This window comes from Paractinoplanes aksuensis (genome assembly GCF_024137025.1).
In the GTDB taxonomy this organism is placed as follows: domain Bacteria; phylum Actinomycetota; class Actinomycetes; order Mycobacteriales; family Micromonosporaceae; genus Actinoplanes; species Actinoplanes aksuensis.
Map to the genome: position 1 here is coordinate 112,253 of NZ_JAMYJR010000037.1, position 19,418 is coordinate 131,670.

A 19,418-nucleotide genomic window follows, 5' to 3' on the forward strand; every position below is an offset into this window, starting at 1 on the left:
CGGTTCAGTTGTCGTGGAGTGTGGAACGGAAACAATGGACGAACGGTTCACCGCCCCGACGCTCGCAGGGTCGGCATGCGGTCGGGGTCGGCTTTGGGCAGCCAGCTCAGGGTCTGGCCGGCCAGCAGGCTGAGCTGGACGTCGGTGGGATCGGCAGCCAGTGTCGCAAGTTGCTTCCAGGTGCGGCTGTCGGCACGGTAGTGATCGGCGAGCAGGCGTACGGCGGCCTCTCGCACCGACCAGTCAGGATCCCGCAGGCTGAAGTTGAGCGCCTCCCGAACACCCTTGCGATGGGTGAACTTGGACACCAGCAGGGTCAGAGCCTCCCGCCGTACGAGCATGTCCTCGTCCCGGCGGGCCGCGCGCAGCAGCGTCGTGAAGGTCCACGGCTCGTACGCGTAGCGCTCGCCCAGCACGCGCAGGGCCGCCTTGCGGACGCTCGTGTCGTCGCCCTCGGCCCGTGCGGGTGCTAGCCGAGCGGCACGGCGGTAACCGCGAGGTCCAGCAGCTGATCGCCGACCGCTGCCGCACGGGTGACGACCAGGCCGGCGCGAACCCGCCCGGCAAGCCGCTGGCCGAGGAGTGCACCACCATGCCCCCGGCGACTGCTGTACCACGTCGGTCAGGCGGGCATGGTCGGCGTCAGCCTTGTCGTTTCGCCCCGGCGATGATTCCAAGGACCACAGCCGAAGGAACTCGCCGATCTGGTCTTGGCCGAAATCTTGAAGCATGTAGTGATCGAACCTCGCTCGAGCGAAGACCAGCTGCGGGTAACCGAAGATGCGAGAGGTCACGATGACGCGGATGCCCGGGTTCTCCGCCCCGAGCTTGACTATCTGCTCGGCGATCCGAGCTCGGTCGCGCACATCGAAGATTTCGTCCAAGCCGTCGAATATGAATAGAGCCGGGCCCCCTGCCCCCAAGTAGTCGGCGAAGGCTTCGTGTTCCAAACCAAGATCATCAAGTTTTTGGCGGTAGGCGACGTAACCGAGGAAGTCGGAGCACCGCCCTTCCGCCTCGAGGGCGGCGTAAGCCTGCAGCTCGATCAGGATAGGTACGTGGTCGGCGAGGAAGGGCGGCGGCCCACCGATGCTGTCATCGGCCGGCCGTAGCAATAGATAGCGCGACGTCGCTGACTTGCCCGACCCTGGAGCACCGAGGATCACGATTGCCTGCCCTTGGGACGCCGCGATGACGTCGAAGAGCTGTTGGGCTGACTTCGCCGGGAACGGCCGACGGACGTCGGCCGGCTCGAATGGGTCGGCCAGGTTGGTCGGCTCGTCCGTCGCCAGCTCACCGTTCTCGGTTGACCGGGCGAGCCACTCAGGCGGCAGCTCGGCCAACGGGAGGCCTGCCCGCACATGAGGCTCGACAAATATCGAGGCAAGTCTGATGCGGGGGCATCCGTCGGCGCGCGGCTCGGCTATCGGATCGAGATCGAGTCCGTCGTACCGCCTAGCCAGGCTCTGGTAGTAGTGCTGCAAACGGTCATTGCTGAGAGTCGTCCTCGGCGCTTGTGAGGACCGATCCTGGGGTAGGTTGGCGACCGCCGCCGCAACCACACCTTGTAGGTCAGCCGGACCGCTGAAGAAGCTGACGACGTGTCGTTGTTGTAGCTCAGCACGCAGGGCCTTGATGCGCATCGCCGCAGGCACCACGTCCATCGCCGTACGAGGCCACGGCGCATCGTCTGCCAGTAAAAGATCAGACAAGGAATCCCTAGCCGTACGGCTTCCCGATACTCCGCCTCTGTGATCGAGATGTCGTGGCCGCTGGGGACATGGCCGTAGTGCCACGCGATAACGCCGATGTAGAGGTCGCATCTGGCCACGTCAGCCAAGCACTTGTCGAGCGGTGGGGAGCTTTCAGCGACGTAGTTCTCCATCGCAAGGACGTCCACGGACTGGCGGGCAAGAGCAAGGCGGACCGCACCGCGGCAGTCTTGCAGATCGGAGAAAGTGGCAGACAGATATGCCCGGGTCATCACCCGTCCCCATGGCTGGACGCAGGTCCCTGGTCGCTGGACGTACCAGGCCGAGCTGGCGGACCGCCTAAGAAGGATGACGGGTCAGGCTGAATGGTTGTGAAAGACGACGCGGTGGGTTGGAATCGGGTTGGAAGATTCCGGAGAGGCCAGGTGACCCAACGATGCCAAAGCTATGCACCCCGGCACACTGATGTTCGGCGAGATCCATACCGGACTCCTGCAGAACTCCACCGCACTTTCGAGTGAACGCGTTTCCGCGCTGCTCGACCTCGTCGTCGGTGAGCGGGTGCGCCGCTTCGAGCGCCCGGTCGCGCAGGCCGTCTCGCCGGACAAGCTGACCGGCGTTGACTGCGACCTGCCGTCATCCTCCGGTCGTAGCGCCCGTGGCGTCGGCACTATAGTCAGCCACGCCATCGTGACCGGCGGGCACTGCGTCCAAGGCTCTTCATACGCCAAGATCGAACAGGTTCGTCGGCACGGCCTGCGTCTTCCGTGGTCCCACTACCTGGCCCGGCCCGGCACGATCGAACCGATCGGCAAGGTCAACCTGGCCGACGTCGCCGACGGGTTCCTCGGGGATCGACAAGGGGTTTCAGCGCTTGATGTCGGGGCTATCAGTGACCGCGCCATCGACGAGATTCAGGCGTCCCGATTGCTCGATCGTCTGCGTCCCTTCCGCAGCAGCCGCACGGTTCTACGGTGGGCCGTGTCGCGGGCACCTGACGGTTTGAACAGTGTCTCGTTCGTTATCGAGTCCAAGACCGTCCGTACGCTGCTCGTGCGTGTCGACAGCGCACTCGAGGCCGAGTTGCCGGCCGACGCCATGCTGACGTTCGCCGAGGAACTGGCCCGGCGTGATTGGCTGCTGACCGTGGTGCTGTCGCTGCTCGACCGCAGCCTGGAGGCACCGGGCAACCGCCCGCACCTGATGTCCATGCTGCACCCGGCAGTCGAGTTCCTGCTGCACCTGTGGATGCCCAGTGCCCGTGTCGATGTGACTCTGCTCTCGCTCTGGGAATCGCTGGACCGGCAGGCGAACCTCTCGAATCAGTGGCGGACGTGTGTCGACCGCATCCGCGATCAGCTCAATCTGAGCACGATCGCGCTGCTCGAGGCTACGGCGCACGCAGCAGACCGGACCGGCAGGACGACGGCTGCTTGATCAGTCTCGGTCGGCCACGAAGAGGTATTCGATGCGCTGCCACACCTCGGCCGGGAGCTGCAGGCCTTCGCGTTGAGCACGGGAACTTACCTGGTCGGCCACCACCTGCTCGACGTTGACCTGCTGAAGGATGGTGCGCACGGCGTGCTCGACGTTGAGAAATCGATGCCCGAGCACGGAGAATGTGGAATACGCACTGAACGGATCCGCAGCCGGATTGATCTTCACGATCGAGGGAAGGCGCTCCCATTCGTCAGGAAACTGTTCCACCGCCGTCGGCCGGGCGACGACTTGGCCGTCGTATCGGAGGAGGCCGAGCCGTAACAGTTGCCAGATGGCCGCAAGGTAGGCGCAGGACCACACCTTCTCTTGGCCGCGCATGTCCCAGAGCTGCACGTCGAGGAAGATCGAATGGTTGTTGAGCGGACCGTTCTCGGTCGGAGGTTGCCAGCGCCGGTCGGCGCCGGACATGGCCGTGCCGGTCATCACATCGGGACTACGTTGGCCGTTGCACAACCACCCGGACATCGTGGCGGGAGGGCGCACGCCGGTGCTCCCCGGCGGCGGATCCAGCACGATCCGGTCGAGTACGAGATCGGCCAGCGGAACGCCGTCGGCCACTGCGCAACCGCATTCCCGGGCGATGTAGTCGATCGTGACGTTCTGGCTCTCGGCTGCCTTGATCAGTAGCGGCAGCACCTCGGCCGGCGTGCTGAACCGGGTGAAATAGTCGTCGACCAGGAAACAGGTACTGACCCGGGGCCGGTGCGACGGCACCCTGCGCCGCAGGATGTTCGTCGCCGCCTCGACCCACGGGCGAATGCGCTCGAAGTAGGCGGCAAGACCGTCGAAGCCGGTCCTGAACTCCTCGAAGTAAAGGTGCCCGAGTTCGATCGACAGGTGAGAGAGCGGAGTCGATTCCGCGCGTCGCTGCGCTAACGATTCCCGAGTTTCGACGGACCAGGAGTTTGTCATTGCGGCTCCCAGGCCGAGTCGTCCACGATGTTTCTAGCTAGCTTCTCGAACGCCGCCCTCGTCGCCTCATTGGCGATACCCCGCATCAGCACGTCGTTGTCGGATATGAGCTGCTCGCGCCACTGCAGAACGGGGTCGAGGGGGATGCTGCCGAGCAGCAGTGAGCGCCCGACGCGCAACTGACCGGCCAGGTCTTTCAGGTACGCGTCGCAGATGCGCAGCCAAGCGACCTGTTCCGGCTGCAGACCGGCCAACTCGACGGAGTCGGGGTTGACGACGGCGGTGTGGACGAACCGAAGGGTGTTCTTCAGCGTCCGCGCACTGTGACCGAGCTCCTCGCCGGTGGTCAGGATGCCGCGATCGCCGTACACGAGGCCGGAGGCCGCGATCACGTGCTGCCTGGTCCAACGGTGATAGATCAGCCAACGGCTCTTCACCGCCTCCATCGACGGATGGGCCGTGGCGGCGAGGACCAGTTCCAGCGCGTGCGACCGGCCCCCGCTCAGGTCGACCAGGCAGAGGTCGAACTCTTCGTCGAGTCGCAGGAAGAGGCTGCAACAGCGTTCGACCGTCTCGGCGGAGTGGCTGAACTCGCCGCTGGCGATGTCGCCCGGCATGAGCACCATACGGCCAGCGCCGGCCGGCCGGCCGCGTAGCTCGCGGCGGTCGGACTCCTCCCAGATGTCCAGCCGTTGCGGCGCACCCGTGATGCCTCGCAGATAGGCGTGTAACCCGCCGACCTTGGTCCCGCGCTCGACCGAGCCGAGATCGAAGATAGCCCCCGATGTCGGCGAACCGAAGTCGAAGTCGAGGTAGCAGACGTCGTTGCCCTGCAGAGCGCTGCGGTATATGACATTGCTGCTGGTCACCGAGCGGCCGGTGCCGCCCTTGTCGGAGGCTGCGAAGATCAGCATCAGGCCTCCGAGAAAGAATCGCCGCGGGCCGCATCGAGCCGGTCGAGCTCCCGCAGTATGTCCAGCGCCAGTGCGGCGGAGGTACCGGGCCGCTCGGTGCGGATCTCGCGGGCCCGGCGCAACGTGATGTCGACCCGTTGCAAGGTGTTGCGCAACCCGGGGCCGCCCTCGGCACTGCCGTTGAGCAGCTCGCGGTCGTAGATCTGCTCGGCCTCACGCAGGAGATCGCCGGCATAGTTGGCTAGCTCTTCGTTGCGGCTCGGCGGCTGGTCGAGCACCTTGGCCACGGTGACCAGCGCCTCGACCACACGTTCGGTGTAGTACCAGGAGGTCTTCTGGCCGGAACGGCCCAGCTCGGGAAAGACCCGGGACGCGTCGTCCCACAGTCCGGAGCCCTGGCCCGACTGCAGCCGGCGCCGAGCCAGGTGGTCCCACACCTGGTCGCCCAGATCGAGCAGGCGTGAGCGTTCCTCGGGGTCGCCGATCAGTGCGGCGACGTTGGCCGAGCGCAGCAGCAGCAGCGCCGCGAACTCCGGCACCGACCAAGCCAGCAGCGGCAGCTTCTCGTCAGTGTCGACCGGTTCGTCGCTGCCGCCGAGGGCCAGCCGCACGCCGGGGTAGTGCATGACCAGGTTGGGGTCGTCCACGACCGCGCGGCTCGTGATGCGCGCGCGCTCGGCCAGCGTGGCCAGGATGCGTCCGACCCGGGCGAGCTCGGCGTCGCTGCTGCGGACCTGTTCGAGGCCTTTCACCGCGAGGGCGGTCACCTGGAGGGTGAAGTAGTCGGACTGTTCGCCGTCGGTCGTTCGCCAGGGAATGTTCTCGAGCGGCCACTTACCGCTCTCGCCGAAGGTCGCCACCGTCGCCCAGTAGGTGCGGGTCAGGTCGGACCGCAGCTGGAGAGCACGAGCCAGGCGCTGCTGTTCCTCGTTGAGCAGACCCAGGATGCGCGTACGTTCGGAGAACAGGTTCTCGACCGCGTTGAGCGCGATGACCGTGAAGTAGAGGTAGGGCTTGTCCTGGCCGACGCCGGGGGCCTGCTCACCGATCTTCTCCACGGTGTCGATCTTCGGCGCGCCCCGGACGACGGTCCACGACCAGCCGCATTCGAACAGGCGGTCCGGCAGTTCCAGGTCGTTGGTCTGGCCGGATCCGATCAGGACCTCGCGGAAACTGGCGATGGTCTGACGGAGCCGGAGATGGAGCTGGTGGACCACGGCGCGGCGCGGCATCGAGTTCTGATTGACGGTGGTGCAGAGCCGGTCGCCCTCCGGCGAGTCGACCGCGAAGACGTTGACAGAGAAGCTGCGCAGCAGGCCGACCATGGCCGCGCTCAACCGCAGGCTGGCCGCCGCCTCAAGTCCGCCGATCGCCGATCGCATGTCTTCCCGGGTCACCGATCGCCGGTAGACCCGGACGAAACCGAGGGTGGCCAGGGAGAGCGTGATGGAGAGGGCGTACGAGTCGACGATCGGGAGGCCCTGCAGCTCGGGCGGCGCGGTTTTGTCGACGTGGTCTGTTTCGAGCAGCTCGTAGTAGCTGCCGCCGGAGAACACCGCTGTGCCGTCCTCGGTATAGCGCTCGAAATAGTCGTTCAGCAGCTTGGTTATTACGCGCGGAATATCGGTGGCGGTACCCATCCGCCGCAACGCGTGCACCATTCGGTCGGCCGTCTGGTCGGGACGGTCGAGGTTGAATGCTTCGATCTGGGTGGCCGGAAGGAGCAGGCAAAGTAGCTGCTCGGCGTCGCTGATCGAGTTGCCGCCGAATCGGCCGCCGGAGGCCCACTCACCATTGTCCCAGGAGGTTCGGGCCAGGGCCTCCCAGACATCCAACAACTGCTGCCGCGGCTGCAATCTCATAGCCTGAACCCCGTCCACGACTTGACTGCCACGCCCGGGTGATCCCACGAGTGGCGGCTGGAGGCGATTGACCACAGCTTAGTCGACAGTGGCCAGAAGACGGTTGGCAATTACTCTGCGAGTGAGCGCTGACCTGGGACAAGTACCACCAGCCGGTGACACTTGGAATTGATCTTGTAGCCAATCTCGACCTTGGATCGCAACAAGCACGGGGCGAAAGGCCGGGCATCCCCCTGAGATGCCCGGCCTTCGGCGGTTCTCAGGGCGAAGTGCAGGTCAAGACCGGGTTTCCGTACGAGCCATTGCCCTGGAAGCCGAACTCGGTGCTGGCCCCCGCGGCGATGCGGCCGTTGAACTCGACGTTGCCGAATCGCACCGCTCCGGAGGTGGCGCTCCGCGTCACGTTCCAGGAATTGCTGATCGTCGTGCCCGCCGGCAACGTCACCCCGACGCTCCAGCCGTTCACCGCTGTGGCGCCCGCGGTGACCTTGATCGTGGCGACGAAGCCGCCGGTCCAGGCGTTGAGCGAAGCGGTCGCGGCGCACGCGCCACCAGCGGTCGGCGGTGGTGTCGTCGGAGGCGGCGTGGTCGGGGGCGGTGTGCTGCCGTCCAGCGCCGGCGTCGTCCAGTCGACCCAGTCGGCCAGGCGGCCCTGGGCCCGGCTCGAGATCCGGATGGCGCCGGGGTCGTTGCCGGTCTTGAGCAGGAACTTGCGGATGTTCTGCTGCAACGGCGTCCGCCACTCGGCCCGGTCGGCGCAGTGCGTGCCGTCGCTGACGTCCGACCAGTACGAGATGTTGTCGCCTGCGCCGAGAGCCCGGTAGACCTCGGCCGCCCCCAGCGCGGCCACGCTCGCCGACCGCGGCCCGAGGTTCGCGATGTGTGGGTTGTCCATGATGAACAGTCCGCGTGGCGCCACCATCGCCGCGATCTGGTGGGTGTCGACCGGCAGCCGGTTCGGACTGCCGGTGAACGTGCCGAACGCGTCGCCGAGCCACGGCTGTTCCCCGTACGCGGAGGACAGGCTCTGCGCACCCTCGCCGGGCACCCCGCGGAAGATCGGCGCGCCCGCCGTGCCCGACTCGATCGGCATGGTCAGGGTGATGCGCTGGTCGAACGCCCCGATCACGAAGGCACCCTTGCCGAACCGGGAGCAGCCGGTCACGCCGGTGGCGTCGGCCCGCAGCACGCTGCCGCCGGACTGCTCAAGCACGTCGATGATCCGGCTGACCCCCCATGACCAGGCCATGAGCAGGCCGGTCGGGCTGGTCGCGCCGTAGATGCTGTAGAACGCGCCCTGTTTGTTGCTGCGGCCGGTGCCTTCCTTGCCCACCGCGTACGGGTCGTAGTTGATGACCGCCGCCCCGGCCGCCTTGATCGCGGCGGTGTCGGCGCCGAACCCGCCGAGGACGACGACGGCCGGGAACGGGCCGGTGCCGCTGGGCAGCTCGACCCGGGCCGAAAAGCTGGAACTGCGGCCCTGGTCGGTGACGTTGACGGTGATCGACGTGCTGGAGACGGTGCCGGTGACCGACTGCGGCCGGGCCGGCTTCTCGCCGTACACGAACTTCTCGGCCAGGCGCTTGATCTCGTTGCGCCGGCAGGTCCATTCGGCGCGGGTGGTGATGCGGGTGCCGTCGAGCTTGCGGAACGGGTCGGGCAGCTTGGCGTTGGTGGGCAGCGAACCGGCGTCGGGGAGGGTGGGGGCGGCGCAGGCCGAGCCTTCGTTCTCGGGGGCGGCGAAGGCGGGGACGGCCATGACCGCCACGCCGATCGTGAGTGCGGTCGCGAGCACCACGATCGACGAGCGGATCCGGGGGCGGACGATCACGAGGCTTCTCCTTCCGGGGAAGTTGGGAGCGCTCCCGAGTTTCAGACGAGCCATCGAAAGAAGTCAATAGCTACCGGAAGTTTCGGTCGACCTGATCGCGGCACACGCAAGTTCGTCCGTGGTGAACCATCACTGAAACTTCCGGGCACCCATCCGTTATCGAGCGTGAGTTGACTTCTACAACTGAATAAAAGAAGGTAAGCCTCAGCTAGTTAGGGTTGGCTTACCTGAGGAGTTCCATGACCGCCATCTACCTGATCGGGCTCCGTGAGGGGCTGGAGATCACGCTGGTGGTCTCCATCCTGGTCGCGTTCCTGGTCAAGACCGACCGGCGGCCGCTGCTCAAGTGGGTGTGGGGCGGGGTCGCCGTGGCCGCCGTGCTCTCCATCGGCTTCGCGGCGCTGCTCCAGTTCGGCGTGGCCCGCCTGTCGTTCCTGCACCAGGAGCTCTTCGAGGCCATCGCGTCGCTGGTCGCGGTCACCTTCGTGACCTGGATGATCTTCTGGATGCGGCGGATGGCCCGGCAGATGGGTCAGGAGCTGCGCGGACGCCTCGAGGACGCGATTCTCATCGGGCCGTGGGCCATCGTCGGCGTGGCCTTCCTGGCCGTGATCCGCGAGGGCCTCGAGACCTCGATCCTGTTCTACGCGGCGGCGCAAGGGGCCACCGACAGCGTCCGCCCGCTGATCGGCATCTCACTCGGGCTGCTCACCGCGATCGTGTTGGGCTGGCTGCTCTACATCAGCGCGCTGCGGATCAACCTCACCCGCTTCTTCACCTGGACCGGCGCGCTGCTCGTGCTCGTGGCGGCCGGGATCTTCAAGTACGGGGTGCACGACTTCCAGGAGGCCGGGGTGCTGCCCGGTCTCAACAACACGGCGTTCGACATCAGCGCCTCGTGGCCGCCCGAGGCGTGGTACGCCGAACTGCTGCGCGGCATGGTCAATTTCACGCCCGCGCCCACGGTGCTCGAGACGATCGCCTGGCTCGCCTACGGCATCCCCGTACTAGTGATCTTCCTCTGGCCGCAACGACCGGCCCTCACGCAAGCGCCTGCACTGAGCAAATAGGAGAACCATGCGCACCCCTCGCCTGATCGCCCTCGTGGCCGCCACCGCGGCGGCGGTCCCGCTTGCCGCGTGCGGCGGCAACGACTCCGGATCCGACGCCGCGTCGAGCGACAAGATCGCCGTTGACGCCTCGGACACCGAGTGCAGGGTCGCCACGGCCGAGTCCGCCGCCGGCACAACGACGTTCACCATCGCCAACAAGGGCAACAAGGTCACCGAGTTCTACGTCTACGCGCCGGGCGACCGGGTGATGGGCGAGATCGAGAACATCGCCCCCGGGCTGTCCCGCGAGCTGATCGTCGAGCTGGCCGCGGGCACGTACGAGACGGCCTGCAAGCCCGGCATGATCGGCAAGGGCATCCGCAACGCCTTCCAGGTCTCCGGCTCGGCCGCGCCGCTCACCGAGGACGCCAAGCTGGCCCAGGCGACGAAGGACTACCAGCGCTACGTGAAGAGCCAGACCGGCGCCCTGATCGACAAGACCACCGAGTTCGTCAACGCGGTCAAGGCCGGCGACATCGAGAAGTCGAAGGCGCTCTTCCCGATCGCCCGCACCTACTGGGAGCGGATCGAGCCGGTGGCCGAGAGCTTCGGCGACCTCGATCCCAAGATCGACGCGCGTGAGGCCGACCTCGAGGCGGGCCAGGAGTGGACCGGCTTCCACAAGATCGAGAAGGGCCTGTGGGTGGCCAAGGACGTCAGCAAGTCGGGCCCGACCGCCGACCAGCTGCTCGTCGACGTCAAGACCATCGTGGACAAGGCCAACACCGTCACGCTCTCACCGGTGCAGCTCGCCAACGGCTCCAAGGGCCTGCTCGACGAGGTGGCCACCGGCAAGATCACCGGTGAGGAGGACACCTTCTCGCACACCGACCTGTGGGACTTCGCGGCCAATGTCGAGGGCTCGCAGGCGGCCATCGCAGCGCTGCGCCCGGCCCTGGAGGAGAAGGACGCGGCCCTGGTCAAGACCCTCGACGAGCGGTTCGCGGCGGTCGAGGCGGCGCTCGAGAAGCACCGCGACGGCGACGGCTGGAAGCTGCACAACACGCTCAGCCAGGCCGACCTCAAGACGCTCAGCGACGAGATCAACGCGCTCTCCGAGCCGATCAGCAAGGTGGCCGCGCTCGTCGCCGGCAAGTGATTCGTGAAGCCGGGCCCCTCGGCGGGCCCGGCTTTCGTCGTACGTGGGAAGGGTCTTGAACAATGAAGCGGCGCAGGGTGATCGGGCTGGCCGGTGCGGGCGCAGTGGCCGCGGCGGCGGCCGGCGCTGTGGCCTGGCGCGCCGAGGGTGGCGAACCAGCGGCCACCCCGGCCCCCGACCGGATCAGCTTCTGGGGCGAACGGCAGGCCGGCATCATCACCCCGGCGCAGGACCGGCTGCATTTCGTCGCGTTCGACGTGATCACCAAAGACCGGGCCGCGCTGGTCGACATGCTGGAGTCGTGGACGGCCGCCGCCGCGCGCATGACCCAGGGCCAGGAGGCAGGCACACTGGGCGCGGTCGGCGGCTTGCGCGAGGCGCCGCCCGAGGACACCGGCGAGGCGCTCGGCCTGCCCGCGGCCGATCTGACCCTGACCATCGGCTTCGGGCCCAGCCTGTTCGACGCCCGGTTCGGGCTGCGGGACCGGAAGCCGGCCGCGCTGGCCGACCTGCCCAAGTTCCCGGGCGACACGATCGACCCGGCCATCTCGGGCGGGGACCTCTGCGTACAGGCCTGCGCCAACGATCCCCAGGTGGCGGTGCATGCCGTCCGCAACCTCGCGCGCATCGGCATGGGCGTGGTCAGCGTCCGCTGGTCGCAGCTCGGCTTCGGGCGGACGTCGTCGACCTCGACCGCGCAGGCGACCCCGCGCAACCTGTTCGGTTTCAAGGACGGCACGGCCAACCTCAAGGCCGAGGAGACCACGCTGCTCGACGACCACCTGTGGGTGCGCGCGGGCGACGGGCCGGACTGGATGACCGGCGGGTCGTACCTGGTCACCCGCAAGATCCGGATGCTGATCGAGACGTGGGACCGGACCTCGTTGCTCGAGCAGGAGACGATCGTCGGCCGCGACAAGGGCGAGGGCGCGCCGCTGAGCGGTCACGGCGAGTTCGACGAGCCCGACTTCGCCGTGCGGGGCGACGACGGCGAACCGCTGATCGCTCCGATCGCCCACGTGCGCCTGGCCCACCCGACCCAGAACAACGGCGCCCGGCTGCTGCGGCGTGGGTACAACTTCGTCGACGGGTCGGACGGGCTGGGGCGGCTCGACGCGGGGCTGTTCTTCATCTCGTACCAGCGGGACCCGCACCGGCAGTTCGTGCCGGTGCAGACCCGGTTGGCCCGGCAGGACGAGATGAACGAATACATCCGGCACGTATCGAGCGGTCTCTTCGCCTGCCCGCCGGGCCTGCCGGCGGCGGACGACTTCTGGGGGCGCTCGCTCTTTGCATGAGTCTCACAGGAAGCATCGATAGGGTCTCCCGGTGAGCGGCAGGCGGCGGCCCGGTCAACTCGAGACCGAGATCATGACGGTGCTCGATGCCGCGCTGCGGCCCCTGACTCCCGGTGAGGTCCGTGATGCCCTCGAACCGGACGGATCGCTCTCCTACAGCACAGTTGTGACGACTCTCACGCGCCTGTTCGAGAAGGGCGCGGTGGCCCGACATCGGGACGGAAGGGCCTTTCGGTACGGGGCATTGAGTGCCCCGGCCGGCCTCGTCGCCGATCGGATGAGCCGTCTGATGGAGGTTGAACCCGACAGAGCGACGGTTTTGCGCCGTTTCGTAAGCAATCTCAGTGCCGACGACGAGCGTCTGCTGCGTGAACTTCTGGAAGAGGATCCCTCCGAAGGCTGAAACGCGCGGGTGACTCGCTTCCTGAGGGCATGCTGAAAACGGGATGCTGCTGGAAACGAAGCAGTGGCAGCATGGACGCTTCTGTGCGCGCGTGGGGGTTCGTATGGCGCGCGGCTGAGAAGGCAGAAACTGGGGGAGTTCTCTCGTGACCGACCAATCCGCCGCGGCACCGGCCAAGCTCGATGCCGCGGTGCTCAAAGTCGCCGGGGTGGTGGTACTCGGGGCGATCATGTCGATCCTCGACATCACCGTCGTCAGCGTCGCCCTACCGACCTTCCAGAGCGAGTTCGACGCGACGTACGCGCAGGTCGCCTGGACCATGACCGGATACACCCTGGCCCTGGCCACGGTGATCCCGCTCAGCGGCTGGGCCGCCGACCGGTTCGGCACCAAACGGCTCTACATGATGGCCCTGCTGCTGTTCACGCTCGGCTCGGTGCTCTGTGCCACCGCCGGCTCGATCGAGCAACTGGTCGCGTACCGCGTCATCCAGGGTCTGGGCGGCGGCATGCTCATGCCGATCGGCATGACGATCATGACGCGCGCTGCCGGCCCGGAGCGCATCGGCCGGCTGATGGCCGTGCTGGGCGTCCCGATGCTGCTCGGCCCGATCGGCGGCCCGATCCTGGGCGGCTGGCTGATCGAGGTCGCGAGCTGGCACTGGGTGTTCCTGATCAACCTGCCGATCGGCATCATCGCGCTCGTCTACGCGCAGTTCGCGCTGCCCAAGGACGAGCCGCACGCGTCGGAGTCGTTCGACTTCGTCGGCATGCTGATGCTCTCGCCGGGTCTGGCCCTGTTCCTGTACGGCGTCTCGTCGCTGCCCGAGGAGGGCACGATCACGGCGACCAAGGTGTGGACGACGATGCTGATCGGCGCCGTGCTCGTGGTCGCCTTCGTGTTCTATTCGTTCAAGCCCAAGCACCCGCTGCTCGACCTGCGCCTGCTGAAGAACCGCAACCTGTCGGTGGCGTCGCTGTCGCTGTTCGTCTTCGTGATCGCCTTCATGGGCGCCGGCCTGCTGTTCCCGAGCTACTTCCTGCAGGTGCGCGGTGAGGGCACGCTCGACGCCGGTCTGCTGATGGCGCCGCAGGGCATCGGCGCCGTGCTGACCATGCCGATCGCCGGCATGCTGGCCGACAAGATCCCGGTCGGGCGCACGGTGCCGTTCGCGATGGCGCTGATCGCGGTCGGGTTCCTCGGCTTCACCCAGGTCGGCACGGACACGTCGTACCTGTTCCTGTGCGGCTCGCTGTTCGTGATGGGCCTCGGCATGGGCGGCACGATGATGCCGATCATGACCTCGGCCCTGCGGACGCTGCAGCCCCTCGAGGTGGCCCGTGGCTCCACGCTGGTCAACATCCTGCAGCAGATCGGCGGCTCGATCGGCACGGCGATCATGTCGGTCATCCTGACCAGCCGGCTCAACGGTTCGCCCGACGTGCCGGGCCTGACCAACCCGCAGACGGGTGAGGCGACCACCGAGGCCGCCGCGGCCATCGGCGTGCAGCAGGGGGCGCAGATCCCGCTGCCGCCCGAGATCCTGCAGCGCGGCCTGCAGTACGCGGCCGACTCGTTCGCGACCACGTTCTGGGTCGGCTTCGCGCTGGTGCTGGCGACGTTCATCCCGATCGCGTTCCTGCCCCGCAAGCGTCCCCCGGCCGGGGAGGCGGGCGAGCAGGCCGTCGAGGCGCCCATCATGATGCACTGATCATCCCGTTTTCCAACACCCCGTCTCGCTTCTGGCGAGGCGGGGTGTTTTCGCTTCCGTGGCCGTACAAAAGCGAACAACGAGCAGCGGACAAAACGATCGATCAGGGACGCGGCACCGGGCATTCACCTGCTGCAATGCCTTTTCGTTACCCTTTCGAGCGGTCATCGTCATAGACCGTCCATAGCCTCCGGCGAATGCATCGATATCTGCGCGGTGGCCCGCGCGCGGCGGCCCTGAAAGCGATCGGCGCCGCCGCCCTCGCCACTGTTGTCGGCCTGAGCCTGGCCGGACCGGCCGTGGCCGCCGAGCCCGGTGACCCGTTCATCAGCGAGATCCATTACGACAACGCCGGCACCGACAGCGGTGAGGCGATCGAGGTGCAGGCGCCGGCCGGCACCGACCTGGCCGGTTGGCAGATCGTCCTCTACAACGGCAGCGGCGGCGCGGTCTACAACACGGCCACGCTCAGCGGTGTCGTGCCGGCGGCCGGCGTGGTCGTGCAGGAGTACCCGGCCAACGGCATCCAGAACGGCGCGCCCGACGGCGTGGCTCTGGTCGAGCCGGACGGCTCGGTCGCCGAGTTCCTCAGCTACGAGGGCGTGATGACCGCCACCGGCGGTCCCGCCTCCGGGCAGACGAGCGTGGACATCGGTGTGTCGCAGAACGGCTCCGAGGCGGCCGGTCTCTCGCTGCAGAAGATCGACGGCACCTGGCGCGCCCCGGCCGCTTCGTCGTTCGGCGCGGTGAACGGAGGGACCCCGGAAGAGCCGGAGGAGCCCCCGGCCACCTGCGACACGGCGGTCACGCACACGATCGCCCAGGTGCAGGGCACCGGCGCCGCCACCCCCGTGGCCAACACCAAGGTCACCGTCGAGGGTGTCGTGACCGCCGACCACCGCACGGGCGGCTACAACGGCGTCTACGTGCAGACCACGGGCACCGGCGGCGAGCGCCCGGTCGCGGCCGGCACCGCCTCGGACGCCGTCTTCGTCTACTTCGGCACCAACGCTGCCAACGCGCCGTCGGTCAAGCTCGGCGACCACGTGCGGGTCACCGGTACGGTCACCGAGTTCAACGGCCTCACCCAGATCACCACCACGGCCAAGACCGACACCGCGGTCTGCGCGAGCGGCGTGGCGCTGCCCGCCCCGGTGGCGCTGGGCCTCCCGCTGGACGACGCAGCCCGCGAGTCGGTCGAGTCGATGCTGGTGGCGCCGGTCGGCGCGTACACGGTGTCGGACGTCTACAACACCAACCGGTACGGCGAGATCATCCTGGCCGCCGGCAACGAGGTCGCCCCGATCCCGACCGACAAGGCCCGCCCCGGCTCGGCCGAGGCCCTTGCGATCAAGGCCGACAACAAGGCCCGCCGGATCCTGGTCGACGACGGCCGGACGACCAACCTGGCCGACGCCGGGCTGGCCCCGGCCTACCTGACCAAGGACGACCCGATCCGGGTCGGCGACGCCGTCGAGAAGTTCGGCCCGAGCGTGCTGAGCTTCGGCTTCAGCGAGTGGCGCCTGCAGCCGACCGACCCGGCCGCCCTGCAGACGACTTTCAAGAACACCAACCCGCGTACGCCGGCTCCGGTGAACGTGGGCGGCGACATCCGGGTCGCGAGCTTCAACGTCCTGAACTACTTCGTCCACTTCGGCGGCGAGGCCCGGGGCGCCACCGACGCGGCCGCCCTGGCCAAGCAGCAGGCGAAGATCGTCTCGGCGATCAGCGCGCTCGACGCCGACGTCGTGGCGCTGATGGAGATCGAGAACTCGGTCCGCTTCGAGCCGGACGACCCTCAGGTGGCCCTGAAGACGCTGGTGGGCGCGCTGAACGCGAAGGATGGCGCGGGCACCTGGGACTACGTGCGCTCGCCGGCCGACCTGCCGGGGGCCGAGCAGCAGGACTTCATCACCACGGCGATCATCTTCAAGCCGGCCGCAGTCACCCCGCAGGGCGCCGCGCGCTCGGTCAACGACGAGACCGTGTGGTCGAACGCGCGTGAGCCGATCGCGCAGACCTTCACGGCCGGCGCGACGACCTTCACCGTGGTCGCCAACCACCTCAAGTCCAAGAGCGCGTCGACCCCGCCGTCCGGCGACAACGTCGACACCGGGGACGGGCAGGGCGCGTACAACGGGGACCGCAAGCGGCAGGCGGCCGCGCTGGCCACCTTCGTGAAGTCGCTCGGAACCGACGACGTGCTCCTGCTGGGCGACTTCAACGCGTACAGCCAGGAAGACCCGATCCAGGTGCTGGCCGACGCGGGCTACCAGAACATCGCCGGGGCCGACGAGAAATCGTACGTCTTCGGCGGCGAATCCGGCTCGCTCGACCACGCGCTGGCCAGCGCCTCGCTCGCGTCGAAGGTGACCGGCGTGGACGTCTGGAACATCAACTCGGTCGAGTCGTTCGCCTACGAGTACGACGGCTACGCGCCGTTCTACGACGACGGCCCGTACCGGGCCAGCGACCACGACCCGGTGGTCGTCGGCCTCGAGACTGCCGCCAACGGCCCGGTCGACCTGCAGCTGCTCAGCATCAACGACTTCCACGGCCGGCTGGAGCAGCCGAGCGCCGGCAACGGTGGCGCGGCTCAGCTGGTCGGCATGGTCAACGAGCTTCGTAAAGCCAACCCCAATACCGCGTGGATCTCGGCCGGTGACAACATCGGCGCGTCCACGTTCATCTCGGCCATCGACGGCGACAACCCGACGATCGACGCGCTGAACGCGGGCGATCTGGCCGTCTCGGCCGTCGGCAACCACGAGTTCGACAAGGGCCTGGCCGACCTGCTGGGCCGCGTCTCGGACCGGGCCGAGTTCCCGTTCCTGGCGGCCAACGTCTACAAGGACGGCGCGCGGGTGCTGCCCGGCTACGACGTGCAGACGCTGGGCGGGGTCAAGGTCGGCTACATCGGCGTGGTCACCGAGCAGACCGGTTCGCTGGTCAGCCCGGACGGCATCGCCGGGGTCGAGTTCCGCGACCCGGTGGCCGAGGCCAACACCCTGGCCGGGCAGCTGTCCGACGGCAACGAGGCCAACGGCGAGGCCGACGTGCTCGTGCTGCTGGCCCACGAGGGCGCGGCGACCGAGAACATCAGCTCGGCCGCGGCGCTGCAGGCCGACCCCGTGTTCGGAGACTTCACCCGGGTCAGCGCCGAGATCGACGCCATCTTCAGCGGGCACACCCACCAGCCGTACGCGTTCCAGGTGCCCGTGCCCGGCACCGACCGCACCCGTCCGGTGATCCAGGCCGAGGACTACGGCCTGCGTCTGGGTCAGGCCGTGCTGACGTACGACCCGGCGACCAAGTCGGTGACCGGCTCGACGGCCAAGCTGCTCGACGTGACCGGCTACCCGGCCGACCCGGCCGTCGCCGACATCGTGGCCAAGGCCAAGGTGACCGCGGACGAGCTGGGCAAGCAGCCGCTCGGCAAGATCACGGCGGACGTCAAGCGGGCCTACACGGCCGCCGGCGCCGAGGACCGGGGCGCCGAGTCGGTGCTCGGCAACTTCATCGCCGACGTGCAGCTCGACCAGACCAGCGTGGCCGGTCGGGGCGGTGCGCAGATCGCCGTCATGAACCCGGGCGGGCTGCGGGCCGACCTGCTCTACGGCACCGACGGCACGGTCACGTACGCCAACGCGTTCTCGGTGCAGCCGTTCGCCAACGACGTCGTCACCCAGACGCTCACCGGCGCGCAGATCAAGCAGGTGCTCGAGGAGCAGTGGCAGCCGGACAGCGCGTCCCGCCCGGTGCTGCACCTCGGCGTGTCGAAGGGGCTGACCTACTCGTACGACGTGAATCAGCCCCGGGGCTCGCGGATCATCGCGTCCTCGCTGAAGCTCAACGGGGTCGTGCTCGACCCGACGGGCACCTACCGGGTCACGTCGAACTCGTTCCTGGCCTCGGGCGGCGACAACTTCGTCACCCTCGGGCAGGGCGCCAACCAGGTCACCACCGGCGACAACGACCTGACGATGCTGGTCAACTACTTCGCGGCCAACTCGCCGGTCACGGCCGACCCGGCGCCGCGCAGCACGCCCGGAACGGCCACGCCGCCCGACACCACCCCGCCGACCGGCACCTACCAGCTCGGCCCGGCGACGCTGTGGACGGGCCAGTCGACGACGCTGACCGAGGTCGCGGCGTCCGACGACGTGGCCAAGCGGGTCATCACGTGGGGCGACGGCTCTACTTCGGAGAGCCTGACCCACACGTACGCCAAGGCCGGCACCTACACCGTCTCGGTGCAGCTGACCGACAAGGCGGGCAACACGGCGGCCGCCACCATCCAGGGCGGCGCGACGGTCAAGGTCACGGCCCAGCCGACCGGCACGTACCTGCTGGCCCCGCAGTCGATCTGGGCCGGCCAGTTCACCGTGCTCGCGGCGACCAAGGTGACCGGCGCGACCAAACTCGTCGTCACCTGGGGCGACGGCGCGTCGGCCACCGTCTCGGCCAACGGCGCGCTGGTCACGCACACCTACGCCAAGGCCGGCACGTACGCGGTCACGGTCACGCCGCACAACGCGGCGGGCGCGGGCACGCCGGTGAAGGCGGGCTCGGTCAAGGTCGCGGCCGACACCACGGCGCCGGTCGTGATCCTCGACGTGCCGCGCAACCCGGCGTCGGCCTCGTCGTGGCGCTCGGTGTCGGGCTTCGCCGCCGACCAGGGTCTGGGTGTGGCCAAGGCCGAGGTCACGCTGGTCCAGGAGCGCGCCGGGAAGTGGTACTTCTACGACGGCAGCAAGTGGGTCAAGGCGACGTCGCAGTCGGACGCCGCGGCCAGGGCCAAGGTGCTGATCGACACCCCGTCGCTGCTGCTCGGCCACTGGAGTGTCGCGGTCAAGGGTGTCGAGAAAGGCACCCTGAAGGTCTCCTACTCGGCGACCGACCGCGCGGGTAACACCGCCGCGGCCAAGACCTACACGGTGAAGATCACCAAATAGCAGGTAGTACCCACGAAGGCCCTCGTCTCCGGTTGCTGGAGGCGGGGGCCTTCCTGTGGATAACTTCTGTGACGAGCTGCCCGGCACTGTGGACAAGCCCGCTCGTCGG

At 68.1% G+C, this 19,418-nt stretch carries 12 protein-coding genes and 1 pseudogene; 7 read left to right on the forward strand and 6 right to left on the reverse strand.

Annotated elements, in window-relative coordinates:
* Positions 1–47: 47 nt before the first annotated feature.
* Positions 48–1,664: a HEAT repeat domain-containing protein gene (locus tag M1L60_RS32955; protein WP_253241460.1), complete on the reverse strand. Its 1,617-nt coding sequence runs from the start codon at positions 1,662–1,664 to the stop codon at positions 48–50.
* Between the two features lie 44 nt (positions 1,665–1,708).
* Positions 1,709–1,984, reverse strand: a pseudogene (locus tag M1L60_RS48375) (DUF4062 domain-containing protein); the annotation flags it as partial.
* Positions 1,985–2,177: 193 nt separating this feature from the next.
* Between M1L60_RS48375 and M1L60_RS32960 the strand changes: the two are divergent.
* Complete coding sequence (locus M1L60_RS32960; RefSeq protein WP_253241461.1) at positions 2,178–3,149, forward strand: SCO2521 family protein; 972 nt, start codon at positions 2,178–2,180, stop codon at positions 3,147–3,149.
* Here M1L60_RS32960 and M1L60_RS32965 read toward each other — a convergent pair whose 3' ends face one another.
* The 4 genes from M1L60_RS32965 to M1L60_RS32980 form a co-directional block, all read right to left on the reverse strand.
* Positions 3,150–4,124: an SCO2522 family protein gene (locus tag M1L60_RS32965; protein WP_253241462.1), complete on the reverse strand. Its 975-nt coding sequence runs from the start codon at positions 4,122–4,124 to the stop codon at positions 3,150–3,152.
* Entirely contained in the window at positions 4,121–5,038 is a 918-nt protein-coding gene (locus M1L60_RS32970) for an SCO2523 family variant P-loop protein (RefSeq protein WP_253241463.1), read from the reverse strand. Before M1L60_RS32970 ends, M1L60_RS32965 begins: the two co-directional genes overlap by 4 nt.
* A complete protein-coding gene (locus tag M1L60_RS32975; RefSeq protein ID WP_253241464.1) occupies positions 5,038–6,900 on the reverse strand; it encodes an SCO2524 family protein in 1,863 nt (620 codons plus the stop codon). Before M1L60_RS32975 ends, M1L60_RS32970 begins: the two co-directional genes overlap by 1 nt.
* Before the next feature lie 259 nt (positions 6,901–7,159).
* Entirely contained in the window at positions 7,160–8,731 is a 1,572-nt protein-coding gene (locus tag M1L60_RS32980; protein WP_438862182.1) for a glucuronyl esterase domain-containing protein, read from the reverse strand.
* Positions 8,732–8,970: 239 nt separating this feature from the next.
* On the opposite strand from M1L60_RS32980, the gene efeU reads away from it, so the two are divergent.
* The 6 genes from efeU to M1L60_RS33010 all read left to right on the forward strand — a co-directional run bounded on the left by efeU (position 8,971) and on the right by M1L60_RS33010 (position 19,309).
* Positions 8,971–9,801 carry an iron uptake transporter permease EfeU gene (gene efeU, locus M1L60_RS32985; RefSeq protein WP_253241465.1) on the forward strand — a complete coding sequence of 277 codons (831 nt, stop codon included), beginning with the start codon at positions 8,971–8,973 and terminating at the stop codon, positions 9,799–9,801.
* A 7-nt stretch (positions 9,802–9,808) separates the two neighbouring features.
* A complete protein-coding gene (gene efeO, locus M1L60_RS32990; RefSeq protein WP_253241466.1) occupies positions 9,809–10,942 on the forward strand; it encodes an iron uptake system protein EfeO in 1,134 nt (377 codons plus the stop codon).
* 62 nt (positions 10,943–11,004) lie between these two features.
* Positions 11,005–12,240, forward strand: coding sequence for an iron uptake transporter deferrochelatase/peroxidase subunit (gene efeB / locus M1L60_RS32995; RefSeq protein WP_253241467.1), 1,236 nt, complete (start codon positions 11,005–11,007; stop codon positions 12,238–12,240).
* Positions 12,241–12,271: 31 nt separating this feature from the next.
* On the forward strand, positions 12,272–12,643 hold the full coding sequence (locus tag M1L60_RS33000) for a BlaI/MecI/CopY family transcriptional regulator (protein ID WP_253241468.1): 372 nt from the start codon (positions 12,272–12,274) through the stop codon (positions 12,641–12,643).
* A 145-nt stretch (positions 12,644–12,788) separates the two neighbouring features.
* Complete coding sequence (locus M1L60_RS33005) at positions 12,789–14,354, forward strand: DHA2 family efflux MFS transporter permease subunit (RefSeq protein ID WP_253241469.1); 1,566 nt, start codon at positions 12,789–12,791, stop codon at positions 14,352–14,354.
* Between the two features lie 197 nt (positions 14,355–14,551).
* Positions 14,552–19,309 (forward strand): ExeM/NucH family extracellular endonuclease, encoded by a 4,758-nt coding sequence (locus M1L60_RS33010; protein WP_253241470.1) that lies wholly within the window; start codon positions 14,552–14,554, stop codon positions 19,307–19,309.
* Positions 19,310–19,418 lie beyond the last annotated feature (109 nt).